This is a genomic window from Bacillus sp. S10(2024) (genome assembly GCF_050473865.1).
Classification (GTDB): domain Bacteria; phylum Bacillota; class Bacilli; order Bacillales; family Bacillaceae_G; genus Bacillus_A.
On the sequence record NZ_JBFLUR010000002.1, the window covers coordinates 2,077,541 to 2,093,620 of the forward strand.

17 protein-coding genes, 1 riboswitch and 1 other annotated feature are annotated in these 16,080 nt (G+C 36.7%); of the genes, 2 read left to right on the forward strand and 15 right to left on the reverse strand.

What is annotated here, in order from left to right; all coding sequences use genetic code 11:
* Positions 1-30: 30 nt before the first annotated feature.
* The 5 genes from AB1280_RS10680 to gltP form a co-directional block, all read right to left on the reverse strand.
* Complete coding sequence (locus tag AB1280_RS10680) at positions 31-681, reverse strand: PspA/IM30 family protein (RefSeq protein ID WP_429755794.1); 651 nt, start codon at positions 679-681, stop codon at positions 31-33.
* A gap of 43 nt (positions 682-724) precedes the next feature.
* Positions 725-1,081, reverse strand: coding sequence for a flagellar basal body rod protein (locus tag AB1280_RS10685; protein WP_272189608.1), 357 nt, complete (start codon positions 1,079-1,081; stop codon positions 725-727).
* 195 nt (positions 1,082-1,276) lie between these two features.
* Entirely contained in the window at positions 1,277-2,587 is a 1,311-nt protein-coding gene (locus AB1280_RS10690; protein ID WP_272189610.1) for a Na+/H+ antiporter NhaC family protein, read from the reverse strand.
* Between the two features lie 97 nt (positions 2,588-2,684).
* Positions 2,685-2,790: riboswitch (SAM riboswitch) on the reverse strand.
* Between the two features lie 136 nt (positions 2,791-2,926).
* Positions 2,927-3,454, reverse strand: a complete 528-nt coding sequence (locus AB1280_RS10695; protein WP_429755795.1) for a DUF402 domain-containing protein — start codon at positions 3,452-3,454, stop codon at positions 2,927-2,929.
* Positions 3,455-3,657: 203 nt separating this feature from the next.
* On the reverse strand, positions 3,658-4,929 hold the full coding sequence (gene gltP, locus AB1280_RS10700) for a glutamate/aspartate:proton symporter GltP (protein WP_272189612.1): 1,272 nt from the start codon (positions 4,927-4,929) through the stop codon (positions 3,658-3,660).
* Between the two features lie 431 nt (positions 4,930-5,360).
* Between gltP and AB1280_RS10705 the strand changes: the two genes are divergently transcribed.
* Positions 5,361-6,623 (forward strand): murein hydrolase activator EnvC family protein, encoded by a 1,263-nt coding sequence (locus tag AB1280_RS10705; protein ID WP_272189615.1) that lies wholly within the window; start codon positions 5,361-5,363, stop codon positions 6,621-6,623.
* A gap of 147 nt (positions 6,624-6,770) precedes the next feature.
* On the forward strand, positions 6,771-6,941 hold the full coding sequence (locus tag AB1280_RS10710; RefSeq protein WP_272189617.1) for a hypothetical protein: 171 nt from the start codon (positions 6,771-6,773) through the stop codon (positions 6,939-6,941).
* A 150-nt stretch (positions 6,942-7,091) separates the two neighbouring features.
* On the opposite strand, the gene AB1280_RS10715 is transcribed toward AB1280_RS10710, so the two are convergent.
* The 10 genes from AB1280_RS10715 to AB1280_RS10760 form a co-directional block, all read right to left on the reverse strand.
* Entirely contained in the window at positions 7,092-8,435 is a 1,344-nt protein-coding gene (locus tag AB1280_RS10715; protein WP_429755796.1) for a sodium-dependent transporter, read from the reverse strand.
* Positions 8,436-8,545: 110 nt separating this feature from the next.
* Positions 8,546-8,785 (reverse strand) — a binding site (T-box leader).
* A 326-nt stretch (positions 8,786-9,111) separates the two neighbouring features.
* Complete coding sequence (locus AB1280_RS10720; RefSeq protein WP_429755797.1) at positions 9,112-9,753, reverse strand: NAD(P)-binding protein; 642 nt, start codon at positions 9,751-9,753, stop codon at positions 9,112-9,114.
* The gene (locus AB1280_RS10725) at positions 9,722-10,480 is read right to left on the reverse strand and encodes a sirohydrochlorin chelatase (RefSeq protein WP_429755798.1); all 759 of its coding nucleotides are present in this window, start codon (positions 10,478-10,480) and stop codon (positions 9,722-9,724) included. Before AB1280_RS10725 ends, AB1280_RS10720 begins: the two co-directional genes overlap by 32 nt.
* Before the next feature lies 1 nt (position 10,481).
* The gene (gene cobA, locus AB1280_RS10730) at positions 10,482-11,258 is read right to left on the reverse strand and encodes a uroporphyrinogen-III C-methyltransferase (RefSeq protein ID WP_429755799.1); all 777 of its coding nucleotides are present in this window, start codon (positions 11,256-11,258) and stop codon (positions 10,482-10,484) included.
* Positions 11,259-11,339: 81 nt separating this feature from the next.
* Positions 11,340-11,552 carry a DUF3906 family protein gene (locus AB1280_RS10735; protein ID WP_429755800.1) on the reverse strand — a complete coding sequence of 71 codons (213 nt, stop codon included), beginning with the start codon at positions 11,550-11,552 and terminating at the stop codon, positions 11,340-11,342.
* A 13-nt stretch (positions 11,553-11,565) separates the two neighbouring features.
* The gene (locus AB1280_RS10740) at positions 11,566-13,188 is read right to left on the reverse strand and encodes a nitrite/sulfite reductase (RefSeq protein ID WP_429755801.1); all 1,623 of its coding nucleotides are present in this window, start codon (positions 13,186-13,188) and stop codon (positions 11,566-11,568) included.
* A 126-nt stretch (positions 13,189-13,314) separates the two neighbouring features.
* Positions 13,315-13,947: an adenylyl-sulfate kinase gene (cysC, locus tag AB1280_RS10745; RefSeq protein WP_429755802.1), complete on the reverse strand. Its 633-nt coding sequence runs from the start codon at positions 13,945-13,947 to the stop codon at positions 13,315-13,317.
* 13 nt (positions 13,948-13,960) lie between these two features.
* Positions 13,961-15,097 carry a sulfate adenylyltransferase gene (sat, locus tag AB1280_RS10750; RefSeq protein WP_429755803.1) on the reverse strand — a complete coding sequence of 379 codons (1,137 nt, stop codon included), beginning with the start codon at positions 15,095-15,097 and terminating at the stop codon, positions 13,961-13,963.
* Between the two features lie 27 nt (positions 15,098-15,124).
* Positions 15,125-15,829 (reverse strand): phosphoadenylyl-sulfate reductase, encoded by a 705-nt coding sequence (locus AB1280_RS10755; RefSeq protein WP_429755804.1) that lies wholly within the window; start codon positions 15,827-15,829, stop codon positions 15,125-15,127.
* 92 nt (positions 15,830-15,921) lie between these two features.
* Entirely contained in the window at positions 15,922-16,065 is a 144-nt protein-coding gene (locus AB1280_RS10760) for a YezD family protein (RefSeq protein ID WP_429755805.1), read from the reverse strand.
* Between the last annotated feature and the right edge of the window lie 15 nt (positions 16,066-16,080).

The following is a 16,080-nucleotide window of genomic DNA, read 5'->3' on the forward strand; positions in this document are numbered from 1 at the left end:
TTTTATAATATACTACAATTATTTTATTACCTATTTGTCTAAAGATACTTCTTTTTTTCCTTTCATTTCGCGTTCAAGCTTTGCAATTTTCATATCAAATGTGTCACGTTCATAACCTTCATTTATGCGAAGCTCTAAATCACGAATGTGATTTTCAATTTCTTCGAAGCGTAAAAATGGATTATTTTCATCCATCTTATGAAGAGCCGTATTCATACGGCGGTTTGCATGTGCCATATTTTCACGTGCCATTAATTCCATACGTTTTGCATTCATTTCTTTTAATTTATTTTTCATTTCAGATAGACGACGTTCTAGCTCATCTATTTGTTCTACAACCCCTTCATACATTTTTTCTAAGCGAGCAACTTGCCCTTCGTAGTATGCTACTTCTTCTAATGCACGTTCATGTAGTTGCATTTCTCCTGCTTCCCTTGCAATTACAGCTTGTTTGGATCTCTTGTTTACGAAATAACGCGCCCCTTCAAGCTCATGAGCAAAATTAGATTTTAATGTTTTGTGACGCTCAATTAATTTTTCAATTTTTGTTACCTCGCGCTCACTATTACGTAAATATTGATTTAACATCGCAATTGGATTTTTTCTTTCTTTCTCGTCTAATACATTATGAAAATCTGCAAGTACTGCATCTCGTACACGTCCGAATAATGATTGTTTCATTTTTAATCTTCCTCTCTTCTACTCTATTATTTTTTATTTCATATTAGTTATTTTTCATTAATTTGTTCCACTCATCTTCAAAATTGTTATACGGCTCCGAGCTATCTGAAGCAGCATCTACTACATGTTTCTCTTTTTTCCATTCACGGTATCCATAATATAGAACGACTAATGCCACAATACCGATTAATGCTGGGGAATGGGACAGGGCAATTGACAAGCCGATTAAACCGACAATACCCCAAGCTAGTTTTCCAAAAAATGATTGTGCTCGCACAAATGATTTATAGCTCCAATACACAATCCCTGCTCCAATCGCTAATCCTACAATACCAGCAAGACTTCCAAGAGCAATTAAAGCCAAAATACCGGCTGCCATAAACGCTAAAAATTGTTTCATCTTGTGCTTGCCTCCCTTCGTTTTGATACTCTTATCTTACCTATCTTTTCATTTTTCTATAACGAGCTTAAGAACCGTTTTTCTCTCAGACTTAAGTCCTATTTATTATCAGACCTATTTTTAAAGTAAGATGAAATCAGTCGTTATATCTAAACCAAAAGAGGATGCCTACTATAAGACATCCTCTTCTGATTATTATGCTATTTTTTGATATTCCTTTTTCTCAGGCGAAAGACGCGGAAAATTAATGACAATTGAGATAATACCGCAGACAGCAACTAACATTGGATAAAATGAGTATGGTAATAATTCAATTGGTGAAAGTGAAGCAAATCCTGCCGCCGTTAACATTTGTGCACCGTATGGGATTAATCCTTGCACACTACAAGAGAATAAATCTAACAAGCTCGCCGATTTTTTCGGATCAATATTATATTGATCTGCAACATTCTTTGCTAGTGGACCTGTAAAAATAATAGAAATTGTATTATTTGCTGTGCACATATTTGTCATACTTACAAGACCAGCAATTCCGAATTCTGCACCTTTTTTTGAACGAATATTACGTGTTAGCACATTCATTAAATAATGAATGCCGCCGTTATATTGAATAATTCCAACCATTCCACCGATTAAAATCGCTAATAATACCATTTCCATCATACCATTAATTCCTACTGTGACACTTTTAAAGAAACTTGCTAATGTGTAGCTTCCATCTACCATGCCAATAATACCAGCTAACACTGTTCCTCCTGATAATACAACTAGTACGTTACATCCAAGCAGCGCTGTAATTAACACCCCTGCATACGGTAAAATTTTCACCCAATTAAACGCATGTGCTGTCATATTTGTATGAGTGCCTAACGTAAGAACGACTAACAGTACACTCGTAACAATAGCAGCTGGTAATACAATTAAGAAATTTGTTTTAAATTTATCTTTCATTTCCGTTCCTTGTGTACGTACAGCTGCAATTGTCGTATCTGAAATAAAAGATAAATTGTCGCCAAACATTGCACCACCAACAACTGTTGCCATAGCAAGCGCCATAGAAATATCCGTGTGTCCACTAATCCCTACTGCAATTGGCCCTAATGCTGCAATCGTGCCCATTGATGTTCCCATTGCTAATGAAATAAATGCACCAATAATAAACAGTCCAGCAATTAAGAAACCTGGTGGCAAAATAGAAAGAGCTAAGTTTACCGTTGCTTCAACAGCGCCCATACCTTTTGCAGTTTCAGAAAATGCACCTGCTAACACAAAGATCAATACCATAATCATGATATCTGGATTTCCAGCCCCTTTAGCAAAGCGTTCAACCTTTGTAGTAAAGTTTTCTTTCCTGTTCATTACTAATGCAGCCGCAACTGCAATTAAAATAGCAACCAAAATTGGTAATTTATAAAAATCCCCTGTAATTACACCAGAACCAATAAATAATGCTAAAAATATGCCAAGTGGTAATAATGCCAATGCATTTCCTTTTGTTTGTTCCAAAGTTATACCCTCTCCTATTTCTAAACCTATCCTTCACAAGAGCGAAAAAGACCTCTTCTGAAGAGAAGAGGTCTTATATATCATATAAGAAACACTCTTCTCATCTATCAAGCATACCGCTTGCTGGATTTGGCACAGCACTCTATTATGAGTCCGCTGCCGAGGCATCTTAGGGCCAGTCCCTCCGCCTCTCTTGATAAGAAGGTTTCATATTATATTTTTGTGTAAATCAATCTTTTTCTACTTTAATCGTTGCAGGAGAAAATGTCAAATATTATTTCTATCAAAATAGTTGGTATTTTTTTGATATTATAGAAACAGAAAATAAAGTAACAAATATCAGCAACAATCTTTTATTTTTTGAATTTCTGTTTCTAAAATCGAAAACCATAAAAATTCTTTTTCTTCAATTTTTTTCATAATCCACTTTGCTGTATTCCAAGCTAAATTATACTCCTCTTTTGAAATGTCTCCGTCCATATATGCTTTTTCTAACTCATCTTCATCTAATAAATACATTTTCTCATTTGCTAACATGACAACATCTAAATATAAATCATCGAAATAAGGCAGTCCTCTTTCATCCATTTTATACTCTTTTGCAACATCAATATAATATTGAACAAGCTCTTTTTTCTCATTCAGCATCGCTGTAATGGCAAAATTTTTTCCATTTATGAAATATTGGATCCAAGTATAACCATTTTGCGCAATACAAATCTTCCGATTATTATACTGTTTATAACTAGGCTCTCTCACTTGCTTTATAAGTAATATACCTAACATACCGTCCTGTACATCTTTTACCGCATACGTTTTATCAATTAGCCGTTTCCATGATGAGCCATCTCCATATTTACGTTTCATCCTCATTACTCCTTATTCCATATAGAAATTCATTTAAATTTTTTTCATATAAGTCGCTGCTACGTAAAACAAAACATGATCTGCACTTGCATTCTCTCTTTACTTTAATTATTACACGTGGCAGAAACGGACTTGAACGCTCCTTAATTCGTATGTATATAGAAAAAAGACCTTCACGTGCACCGTGAAGGCCCTTCTATCATTTAAGCTACTTGCTTCTCTGAAATCTCTTTCAAATAAGCTTGTCCTTTTTCTGCGTCATACTGTCCTTCCCATTTAGACATAACAACTGCAGCTAATGAGTTACCTACTACGTTTACTGCAGTACGTGCCATATCTAAAATACGGTCAATACCAGCGATAAACGCTAAACCTTCAGATGGAATACCTACTGTATGAAGCGTTGCTAATAATACAACGAATGATACGCCCGGTACACCAGCAATCCCTTTTGAAGTAACCATTAAGACAAGAAGTAATGTAACCTGTTGTGTAATCGATAAATCAATACCATACATTTGCGCTAAGAAAATCGCTGCAATTGCTTGATATAACGTTGAACCATCTAAGTTAAATGAATAACCAGTTGGAATAACGAAAGATGTGATTGCTTTCGGGCATCCGAAACGCTCCATCTTTTCCATAATCTTTGGTAGAACCGTCTCTGAGCTTGCTGTAGAATATGCTAAAATAAGCTCGTCTTTTAAAATCTTAAAGAATTGGAAAATATTAATTCCAAATAACTTTGCCGTAAGACCTAATACAACAACAACAAAGAAAATCATTGATCCATAAACTACAATAACTAATTTACCTAATGGAACTAATGACGCTACACCAAACTTAGAAACCGTTACGCCAATTAACGCAAACACACCAAACGGCGCAAACTTCATTACTTGGTTTGTTACATAAAACATTGCATCGGCCACACCTTGGAAGAAATTCAGAACTGGTCTTCCTCTTTCTCCAATTGCCGCTACCCCTAAACCAAATAATACAGAGAAGAAAATAATTGCAAGCATATCACCTTTTGCTAACGAGTCCATAATATTCGTTGGAACGATATTTACGAACGTATCTGCAAATGAATGACTCTGTACTTGCTCTGTTGTAGCTGTATACTTAGAAATATCTGATTTCTGTAAGTTTGACATATCCACGCCTTTTCCTGGCTGGAATATGTTTGCTACTAATAAACCAACAACAATCGCAATCGTTGTAATAATCTCAAAATAAATAATTGTTTTTCCACCTAAACGTCCAAGCTTTTTCACATCTCCAACGCCGGCAACACCAACAACAATACTTGCTACTACAATTGGTACAACAATCATTTTAATTAAACGAATAAAAATATCACCAATCGGTTGTAGAAACTTTGCAACCTCTGGATTCCCATAAAAGATTGCTCCTACCAAAATACCGAGAGCAAGACCTATTAAAATTTGCCATGCAAGTCCAATTCTTTTCATACTTGCTGCAACCCCCTTCTTAGATGTTTTTCATTTTCATAATTCTATTTTTCTATAAAATATGAAAATAGAAGTATTAAATATTGTTCGACTATTCAATACTTTCTTCCCCTCCTAAAATGATAAGACAAAAATAGAAATCTGACAACTAAATAAGTTTACCAGTATGCAAATATTTTTGTTGACAAGAATAAAATAATGTTAGGAAACCTCACATGAGAACGATTCCTTATTGATTATTTCTTGCAGTGCATCCGTTTACCATGATAAAATAATTCATGTCATAGAAGCGAACAATTAAGAGATAAAATTCTTCTAATTTTCGCCATTTAATAACAATTCCTTAAATGTTTTTTTACATTATCATTACAACAATAGACATTTTTCTATTTTGTATGATTATATAGAACATAGGGAAAGGAGATAGGCAGATGAACAAAAAAATAACAGCGTTTAGTTTATTGACAGCCGGTACTATTCTCGTTTCTCCCGTGCTTTCACCAGTGTATGCGGAGACGAGTCAAGATAAATTATCTAATATTCAATCACAACTAGACGGTAAGCAACAAGAATTACATATGAAAGTAGAAGAAAAACAAAAAATAGAAAAAGAGATTCAAGATTTACAGAAAAAAATCGATGAATTAACTGCTTCTATTAATAAAAATGAGGCAGATTTAAAAGCAACAAAAACGGAAATTGAAAAAACACAAGCAAGTATCACAGAGAAAAAAAAGCATATTGAAGAATTACAAAAGCAAATCAATTCGCGCCAAGAATTAATTAAACAAAGATTACAATCTATGCAAGAAAAACCCCGTACAAATTTAATTACTGAGGTATTAATTAATACGAATAATATCGCAGAACTTTTAGAAAATGTGTATTCTGTTAGTTTAATTTTAAATAGTGATACAGAGATCGTAAAACAACAAACACATGACCAGGATACCGTTAAAAAAGAAAAAGAAGCGGTTGAGAAAAAAGAACAACAACTAAAAGAAGCAGAACAAACGTTACAGAAGCAACAGCAAGAGCTTCAAGCAAATCAACAACAGCAACAAACACTAATTGCTGACTTACATGCAAAAGTTTCAAAAATAGATTCTGAGATGGAAAGCTTAGAAGAATCAAAAGGTATTTTAGAAAATCAGCGGAAAGCTGTCCAAAATGCAATTGAAGAAGAAAAGCGAGCTGAAGACGCTAAAAAAGCAACTGAAGCGAAAAAGGATGAAGGACAACAGCAACAAACTGCTCCTTCATCTCAAACTGCCCCTGCGTCTCAAGGAGAAAGTACTGGCGGTTTCATTAAACCAGCAGCAGGTTCGAAAACTTCAGGATTTGGTGTACGCGACATTGACAATCATAAAGGAATTGATATTGCCGCATCAGGAACAGTACCAATTATAGCTGCTGCTGACGGTGTCGTAATTCGTTCTGATTTATCTTCTAGTTATGGAAATGTTGTGTATTTATCACATCGTATGAACGGAAAAACTTATACAACTGTTTACGCTCATATGAGTAGCCGTTCTGTTTCTGTTGGACAAACAGTGAAACAAGGACAACAACTTGGATTTATGGGTAATACTGGGCAGTCTTATGGACAGCATTTACATTTCGAACTTCATATCGGTGAATGGAATCAAGCAAAATCAAATGCTGTTGACCCATCACCTTATATTGGGCTGTAATGAAAAAAACTTGGCAATTGCCAAGTTTTTTTATTTATGTAAAATAAGCAGACCATTCTATATATACTTCTTATTATTTTTCGATATTGAACACCTTCTAGGCATTACACATACAATAACATAAAAGCTTTTTGAGGAGGTCCACACATGGTTCAAGAATCACAGGCAGTTGCAGTATTACAAGAAGCCAAAGAGACATTTATAGGCCGAATATTTTCATTAGTTGGATCTGGTATCTTTTTTATCGGTTCCTTCATCGCAGCCACTGTAGCTTTTAAAACATATACTCGTCTATTACAAACTTCTACATCATTATAAAGTGAAACTTCCATCAGTGACGCTTTTCTCACTGATGGAAAGCCTACCCAATCGGGCTTTTACAGGCAGTTTTCTTCCCCGTGCTTCCACATCCTTTACTGCCCGTTAATGCGGGATAAAAAACGGAGAATATTCTCCGTTTTTTATTAACTAAAGTACACCAAGAACGTTTAAAAAGACAAGAAGAACCGTAATCGGAATAACGTAACGAAGCAAGAAAAACCATACATTAAATAACATTCTCCCTCTTGTTTCTGTAACTTCTAATTCTTGCATCAACAACTCTTTCTTCATTTTATTTGGTACAAAAAGCGAAATTGCTAACACACCAAGTGGAAGTAGTATGTTGCTCACCATAAAGTCCACGAAATCAAAAAATGTCTTTCCGAATATCTTCACATCACTCATAATTCCAAATGATAATGCTGCCGGAATTCCAACTATGAAAATGAATAATCCAATTAAGAGCGATGCAGATGGACGCCTCTTTTCATCCTCTTTCGTTACAGAAGCAACAACAATTTCCAGCATAGAAATTGCCGAGGTGATTGTTGCAAAGAAAAACAGAATTAAGAATAAAGTAAAGAAAAAATGCCCGAAAGGAATTTCTCCAAATACAGCGGGAAGAACGATAAATAATAATCCAGGTCCTTCTGTCGGACTAACGCCTAACGCAAAAATCGCCGGGAAAATTGCTAGTCCTGCAAGTACAGTAACAAACACTGTTAAACTTGTAATTGACGTTGCTGATTTTGCTAAATGTTCTTCTTTTTTTAAATAAGAGCTATATGTGACCATAACCGAAGCTCCAACCGTAAGTGAAAAGAACGATTGCCCCATCGCATATAAAATTGTTTTCGCTGTTAGCTTTGAAAAATCAGGTTTTAAGAAAAATTCGACACCTTTCCACGCCCCGTCCAACGTAAGAGAACGAACAATAATAGCAAGGAACAGAACAAATAATAGCGGCATCATATATTTACTAGCTTTTTCAATTCCTTTTTCTACACCTTTACTTACGATAAAAATGGTACAAAGCATAAAAATAAATTGTGCTCCAATGGCACTGATTGGATTGGAAATTGTTTCTCCAAACAATTTTGCGTAATCAGCACCATTTCCCCATAATCCACCTGTTACACTATAAAATAAATAAAGTAAAATCCATCCTCCCACAACGCTATAAAATGATAAAACGCTAAAACATGTCACTACTCCCATACGACCAATCCATGGATATAGTTTACTATTTGGCACTAATATTTTATAAGCTGTTACTGCTTCTTTTTGCGTACTGCGACCGATCACAAATTCCGCCACTAAAAGTGGTATACCAATAAATATTGTCATGAATAAAAAGACAATAAAAAAGGCTCCTCCTCCACTATTTCCGGCAACATACGGGAATTTCCAAATCGCCCCAAGTCCTACCGCTGCTCCGGCGGCGGCGAGTACAAAACCAATTTTCGACGTCCATTGCTGTGTTTCTTTCATGTTCACTTCTCCTTATCTGCTTTTTCTTACTTTTGCTAACCATACACTTTCAGTTCATACTCGCCACCTCCTTTAGAAAATAAAAAAGTCCTCTACACGCTATTATGCATGTAGAGGACGATATATTTAATACCGTGGTACCACCTCAATTGGATAAGTTATCCCACTTTTCAGGTACAGGAATACTTCCGATACCTTATCCTTTTAACGGCGGAACCCGGGTTGCCTACTATTCGTTCAACATACCTCTCGCAAGCCCATTCTGTATATTTTATCGTACCGGGCTCACACCTTTTCCCAGCTCTCTGAACGTCTCAAATATACGTACTTTTCTTGCTCATCGATTTCATGTATTGAAGTTAATTGTGATTATAGAGGAGATTATTTCATTTGTAAAGAATAAAGTGAAACTTTAATCAGTGGGGGTTTTCTTCATCCCCACTGATTATTAGTTGAACCAATCGGGCTTTTACGGGCAGTTTATCTCTCACCTAACTTGTTTGCTTTCGCCGAATTTTGAGGTGGGAGTATTACTGCCCGTTAATGCGGGATAAATTGCCGCTGCGCAGAATACAACATGCCCCCCCTACTTGCTTTCTCTTTTTGTTTTAAACCTTGCATGTGGCCAAAAAAAAGCCCTGACCGTTTCTATGCATGGCCAGATGCTCTCGTCCCCCTAAAAAGAAAGAGGGTTTTTATGTCGATCTTTTAATTTGTATTTACCCAAAGAATATAAAAGTGCTTCTCTCTCCTCTATATTGTATACATAAGTAGACTTAAGCACTTCCTGTAATACAACATTTTGTTTCTTCTTATCTAGTTGTAGCTGCTTCACTTTCATACGTACTTCATATAAAAAATCTAGGTATTCCTTATAGCTATCATCATATTTCCCGGCAATTTTATCACGAATTTTTTTCGCAAGTTTTGGGCTTGCCCCTCCAGTAGATACAGCAATGTTCAATTTCCCTCGATGAATAGCTGCTGGAAAATGCACATTACCACTTTCCGGATTTGTAATTACATTTACTAATTGATTTGGCGCTGCATCAGCTGCAACTCTCTCATTTAATAATGGATCGTCCGTTGCCGCAACAACTAAAAAAGCCCCGATAAGATCGCTTGTTTCATATTCTTTTTGAAACCACCGAATTTTTTGTTCTTCTACTAATTGAATTAAACTTATATCCAATTTTCTACTAATGACAATAATATCAGCTTCTTCTTGTAATAAAGGAGCGATCTTAAATGATGCGACTCGTCCACCACCAATGAAAACAACACGTTTATTCTTTATTCGCACCGTTAATGGATACATATACACTCTCCCTTATCATTTCTTTTGTACGTTTAATGAGCATATTTTGAAACACCAGATTTTTACTTAAATAAGGACATAGCACAATATGAGAATGGTTGTATTTCCGAACCGTTTTTTCAATTCTCTTCATTAACAATCCTGTGAATAAAAGATACGGAAAAATAACAATCGGAGCATTTGTTATTTGAACAAGTTCACGCAGCTTCTCTTCAAATTGTGGCTGAGCTGCCGCTAAATAACATACTTCGACCGTTGCTACTTCACCTGCCTCTTCCAACAATAGCGCGATGTCCCTAACATCTCTTAACGTTTCCTCATCACTACTCCCTCTTGCTACAAGTAAAAGAGTAACTCGTTTTCCAATTTCCTTAATTCCGCTTCCATCTAAAACTGCAGTAACAAGTTCACGAGAAACTCCAAATGGATTTCCATATGAAATAGACACATAAGGAAATTGTTTTTGTAACTGTCCTAACACCTCAGGAATATCTTTTTTCACATGAACTGCCGCTAATAAAAAGACAGGAACAATCACAATTTGTGTTGCCCCTTGTTGTACACAAGCTGTAACTCCCTCTGCAATAGAAGGAGATGCTAATTCTAAAAAGCATAATTCCTGAATAGGAACTGGTATACGCTCCATACACGATGTAACAAAAGCAGTCGCTTCTTCACACGCTTCCTGTAAACGACTGCCATGACAAATATAAAGTACTGCTTTCATGTTAAAGCACTCCACTAAGTGGATACGAATGTTCAAGCGTTTGTTCAAACCAATGAATTTTCTCGCGAAAGCGTACAACTTCACCAACTACAATCATACTCGGATTTTGAATTCGCTCCTCTTCCGCTATAGATACGATACTTCCTAATGTGCCTGTAATTGTACGCTGAGATAATGTTGTTCCCCACTCAATCATCGCTACTGGTGTGTCTTTATTTTTTCCATATTTCAAAAGCTGTTCACATATATACGGAAGATTACTTACCCCCATATAAACAGCAAGTGTATCGACGCCCTTCGCTAAGTTTTCCCATTTCACTTCCTCTTTTGCACCTTCTTTACGGTGTCCGGTTACAACTGCAAAACTTGTGCTAGATTCGCGGTGTGTGACAGGAATTCCTGCATAAGCAGCTGCTGCAATCCCTGCTGTAATCCCTGGAATAATCTCAAACGGAACACCATGTTTCACCAATTCCTCTGCTTCTTCGCCGCCTCTTCCAAATACAAATGGATCCCCGCCTTTTAAACGCGTCACAATCTTTCCTTTCTTTGCATACTTCACTAAAAAAGCATGAATCGTTTCTTGCTTCATCGTATGGTAGTTCGGAAGTTTCCCGCAGTAAATTAAATCCGCTTCTGGCTTTGCATAAGAAAGCAATTCTTTATTCACAAGGCGATCATATAAAATGACATCTGCTTGTCGAATACATTTTACGCCTTTCACAGAAATTAACTCTGGATCACCAGGTCCTGCACCAACAATGTACACTTTCCCCATACTTCCCCCTCATTTCTTCTATAATGTAAAACTTCCATCAGCAGAACCTTTTCTATTAATGGAAGTTGACAATTTTTCTTCTTACTTCTCGTTAATGCGGGATAAAACAAAAGCTGCACCTCTTCGAATCTTCTTTTTCTCGTATAAAGAAATTTCTTTCACTTCCGGCAAAGGTAAAAAATATTTTTCAAGTTCCACTTCAACGAGACGGAATGCTTGCTCTTCACTTTGCGCAACAACGACTACAGGGACAACACCATTTGCTAAAACCGCTTCAAAATGATATAAATCCATATTGTTCCCCCTCCTACGATGCAATCACTTCTTCTAAAATCGTATCTAATACTACTTGTAGATTCGTTACTCCAACACGACTAACAAATTCATAAAACGTTTCACTAGGGAACTTATTTTCCTTAAAATATGTTAAAAATGCAGTAAGAACATCGGGCAAGTCTTCACCATCTATTTTTCCCTTTAGCTTTTCATTGTAAGCACCGCCGTGGAGCAGGGTTCCACCTACATAAATTTCAAACGCTTCAACTATCCCCTTTTCTTTCGTTTTCATTTTGACACCTTGCAAGCCGATATCAGCAATTTGTCTTTGGCCGCAAGAGTTTGGACAGCCGACCATATGAATGCGAACAGGTACATCTAATACAAGCTGTGCGTCTAAATAATCTGCAATATTACGTAATCTTTCTTTCGTCTCCACTAACGCTAAATTGCAATACTCAATCCCTGTACAAGAAACTGCATAACCGATAAATGACTTTGGCACTGCAGAAATTGCTTCAAATAATGGTTCTTGCAATAGTTCATCAATATTTTCTTGCAGCACATTCGGAATAATAAAGTTTTGTGAATTACACGTACGAATTTCACCATTCCCATACTGCTTTGCAATTCTAGCAATCTCATACATTTCTTCTGCATGCAGACGACCAACTGGCACATTAAAACCAATATAGTATCGATTATCTTGTTTTTGCTTATGAACACCGTAAAAGTAACCAGCATTCCAACCTTTTAAGGCGCTTTCTCCTCTCTCATATAAAGGTCCAGTATATTGTAATAGCTGCTCTTTAAATTTTTCTGCTCCCCAATCTGCAACAAGAAATTTTAAGCGGGCAAAGTGGCGCTTTTCACGATAACCAAAATCACGGAATATCGTTGCAATCGCAATTGCTACCTCTTTCACTTGCTCCGGTAAAACAAATACATCTAATTCTTCCGCCAAATATGGCCGCGCTGATAAACCGCCTCCTACTTTTACATGAAAACCAATGATTGTCTCTCCGTTAACTTCTTTCGTTGCAGGTGTAAATGCTATGCAGTTGATCTCAGCATTTGCTGAATTGTACACATTTGAACTAATGGACATTTTAAATTTACGAGGCAGATTTGAAAATTCTTCATTGTGTTGAAAATATTCATATACCTCTCGCACAATTTCTTGTGTATCAAACAATTCATTTTCGTCAATTCCAGCGAGTGGATTCCCTGTAATATTACGTGTAATATCACCGCATGCACCAGCTGTCGATAAACCTACTTTTTCTAATCGCTCGAAAATGTCTGGAATTTTCTCAATTTGTAGCCAATGAAACTGAATCGCTTGACGCGTTGTGATATCAAGTACATCACGTCCGTAATCTTCTGCAATAGAAGCAAGAGCCTCCACTTGTTCATTTGTTATAATTCCAGATGGAATATTCACACGCATCATAAAATATCCCGCCTCTTTTGGGCGCTGCAAATATAGTCCTGCCCACTTAAAAGAATCCCACTCCTCTTTCGGAATAGACGCAAATCCACGTTCAGCATAATATGGAATATCTTTAAAAATTTCTAAACCGTCTTTTTCTAATTTCTTTTTCTCTGTTATATTTAATTTTTTATTGTTTGCCCACACTTTTTCATAACTCATCTTGTTCCCTCCCTAGATAAAGTGAAACTTTACTCAGTGGTGGTGCTTCATCCCCCACCTATTTTCTTTAGAAAAGCGGAAGCGCTCGTTCAGAATCGCAGGACACTGGAGTTGGAAAACGATCTTCTATTGATCTTGAGGTGGGGTCTTACTGCCCACGAATGGCGGGATAAAGCTTCGTTTTTGCAAATAAGCAATAATTTGCTGTGCGCACTCTTCAATCGAATAACGATGTGTTTCCACAATAACCTCAGCTTGAATTGGCTCTTCATATGGAGAGTCAATTCCCGTAAACTGCTTAATCTCTCCGCTTCTTGCCTTTTTATACAACCCTTTTGGATCACGCTTTTCACACTCTGCAATCGGACACTTTACAAATACTTCAACAAACTCATCTTGTTCTAATATGTCACGCACTTGCCTGCGATCTTCTCGAAATGGTGAAATAAATGCTGTAAGTACAATGCTTCCATTATCAACAAATAGTTTCGCCACCTCACCGATACGCCGAATATTTTCTGTACGCTCATGCTCGGAAAATCCTAGATCTTTATTTAAACCGTGACGAATATTATCTCCGTCTAATACATAATTACCAGTATTCTTCTCAAATAATTTGCGAGCTACCGCATTGGCTACTGTGGACTTCCCAGAAGCTGATAAACCTGTAAACCATAGAACAAAACTATGATTCTTATTTTGTTTTCGGCGTTCTTCTTTTGAAACAGATGCTGCATGCCAAGTAATATTTGTTCCCATCTATTTTCTCCCCTTACTTTGTCACAACTTCTTTTTGCAACCCACGTATTAAGACTTCTACTACTTCTTTACGACTAAACGTACTTGGTGGTAATTCTCCATTTCGTAAAAGCTCTCTTACCTTTGTGCCTGATAAAATGACATGTGCTTCTTTTCCATGCGGACATGTTTTTGTTGATGCCATTCCCTCACATTTTGCACAATAAAAACTATGTTCAAAAAAGAGGGGCGTAATCCCTAACTCTTCTACTGTAAAATTGTTAAAAATCTCCTGTGCTTCATACGTACCGTAATAATTTCCAACACCCGCGTGGTCACGGCCAACAATAAAATGTGTACATCCAAAGTTTTTCCTGACAAGTGCATGAAAAATCGCTTCACGAGGCCCCGCATATCGCATCGCCGCTGGAAATACCGCTAAGAAGACACGATTTTTTGGATAGTAGTTTTCAAGAAGAACTTCGTAACTTTCCATTCGAACATCAGCTGGAATATCATCTGACTTTGTTTCACCAACGAGCGGATTTAAAAACAAACCGTCAACAATTTCAAGAGCCGCTTTTTGAATGTATTCATGTGCCCGATGAACTGGATTTCTCGTTTGAAAACCGACGATTGTTTTCCAGCCACGCCGCTGAAACTCCGCTCGTGTTTCACTTGGATCTAAATAATAAGCAGCAAATTTTTCTTTTTCAATTCGTTTCACAAGCGTAATTGGTCCTCCTACATACACATTAGGACGATCATATAATTTCTTAACGCCCGGATGTTCGTCTTCTACCGTTTTATAGACAAGAAATGCCTCTTTTTCTTTGTTAGACGTGTACATTTCTTCAACTTGAATCACACCATAAGTCACACTATCTTTTACAAGCCTAACCTCTTCCCCTTCTTGTAATTCTTTCGCTTTTTCTTCTGTTATAGGTAATGTAATTGGAATGCTCCATACCTCTCCATTTGTTAATCTCATTTCCTCGACTACGGATGTATAATCACTTTCCCCTAAAAAACCAGTAAGCGGGCTATATCCACCGATAGCAATAAGCTCTAAATCACTTAATGCCACTCCATCCAGCTCAATTTCCTTTACAATATGTGCTGTTTCATATGTTGTATCAATTCGATTCACTAATGTTTTTCTATCACTCATTCTCTTCTTCTCCTTTTTTATCAGCCTTTATTGATAATGCAGACCACATTCCGTTTTTGTCTTTCCGGCCCACCGTCCATCTCTTAAATCGCTGCCTTCTTGCACCTGCACAGTGCACGTTTCACATCCGATGCTCGGATACCCAATATCATGAAGTGGATTGTATGGCAAATTATACTTGTATACGTAACGCCAAACTTCCTTCCAAGTCCAATGAATAAGCGGACAAATTTTAACAGATTGAAATCGATGATCTTGATTAACGAACTGCGTATTTTTTCTCGTTTCAGACTGCTCTCTTCTCAAACCTGATATCCATGCTTTCCTACCTGTAAGTACTTCTTCTAACGGCTTAATCTTTCTTAATTGACAACAAAGGTTTGGATTATTTTCCCATAATTTATTGCCATGCTCTTTTGCTTGTTCTCCAAGCGTAAGTTCTGGTTGTTTTTCAATAATATTCAACTTAGGATATTGTTCTCGTACTTTTTTGATTAAGTCGTACGTTTCTTGAAAATGAATATTTGTATCTAAAAATACAACATTTGCAGATGGATTTACTTGGTTAATAACATGCAATAAAACCATTCCTTCTATCCCAAAGCTGCATGCATACACAATATCCTTCCTATAATGTTCATAGGCCCAGCGCACCGCTGCTAAAGCACCTTTCGTTTCATCATCCTCCGGAAATGAAACAAAATGATTTTTCCAAGTTTCATACGTTAACATCGTTCTCCCCCTTCATATAATTCATACAAAAAGACGGCTTTAATCTAATAAAAATAGATTAAAGCCGCCTCTAGTTTTTCTAGTCAGCATGCTTATTTCAAACGTACTTTTTCACTTTTTTCAAGTTGAATCACTTTACCATCTTGCACAACAATTGTAATTGAGCCATATTTCATATCAGCAAGCATCGCTTGAATCTTACTTACTACTTCCTCAAATTGTCCGCGCTCCCCCATGAACAGCCCCTCCTT

Excerpts from the sequence above, each read along its gene's own strand:
- AB1280_RS10680 (WP_429755794.1), bottom strand. The coding sequence starts at position 681 with ATGAAACAATCATTATTCGGACGTGTACGAGATGCAGTACTTGCAGAT.
- AB1280_RS10685 (WP_272189608.1), bottom strand. The coding sequence starts at position 1,081 with ATGAAACAATTTTTAGCGTTTATGGCAGCCGGTATTTTGGCTTTAATT.
- AB1280_RS10695 (WP_429755795.1), bottom strand. The coding sequence starts at position 3,454 with ATGAAACGTAAATATGGAGATGGCTCATCATGGAAACGGCTAATTGAT.
- gltP (WP_272189612.1), bottom strand. The coding sequence starts at position 4,929 with ATGAAAAGAATTGGACTTGCATGGCAAATTTTAATAGGTCTTGCTCTC.
- AB1280_RS10705 (WP_272189615.1), top strand. The coding sequence starts at position 5,361 with ATGAACAAAAAAATAACAGCGTTTAGTTTATTGACAGCCGGTACTATT.
- AB1280_RS10710 (WP_272189617.1), top strand. The coding sequence starts at position 6,771 with ATGGTTCAAGAATCACAGGCAGTTGCAGTATTACAAGAAGCCAAAGAG.
- AB1280_RS10715 (WP_429755796.1), bottom strand. The coding sequence starts at position 8,435 with ATGAAAGAAACACAGCAATGGACGTCGAAAATTGGTTTTGTACTCGCC.
- AB1280_RS10720 (WP_429755797.1), bottom strand. The coding sequence starts at position 9,753 with ATGTATCCATTAACGGTGCGAATAAAGAATAAACGTGTTGTTTTCATT.
- AB1280_RS10725 (WP_429755798.1), bottom strand. The coding sequence starts at position 10,480 with ATGAAAGCAGTACTTTATATTTGTCATGGCAGTCGTTTACAGGAAGCG.
- cobA (WP_429755799.1), bottom strand. The coding sequence starts at position 11,258 with ATGGGGAAAGTGTACATTGTTGGTGCAGGACCTGGTGATCCAGAGTTA.
- AB1280_RS10735 (WP_429755800.1), bottom strand. The coding sequence starts at position 11,552 with ATGGATTTATATCATTTTGAAGCGGTTTTAGCAAATGGTGTTGTCCCT.
- AB1280_RS10740 (WP_429755801.1), bottom strand. The coding sequence starts at position 13,188 with ATGAGTTATGAAAAAGTGTGGGCAAACAATAAAAAATTAAATATAACA.
- cysC (WP_429755802.1), bottom strand. The coding sequence starts at position 13,947 with ATGGGAACAAATATTACTTGGCATGCAGCATCTGTTTCAAAAGAAGAA.
- sat (WP_429755803.1), bottom strand. The coding sequence starts at position 15,097 with ATGAGTGATAGAAAAACATTAGTGAATCGAATTGATACAACATATGAA.
- AB1280_RS10755 (WP_429755804.1), bottom strand. The coding sequence starts at position 15,829 with ATGTTAACGTATGAAACTTGGAAAAATCATTTTGTTTCATTTCCGGAG.
- AB1280_RS10760 (WP_429755805.1), bottom strand. The coding sequence starts at position 16,065 with ATGGGGGAGCGCGGACAATTTGAGGAAGTAGTAAGTAAGATTCAAGCG.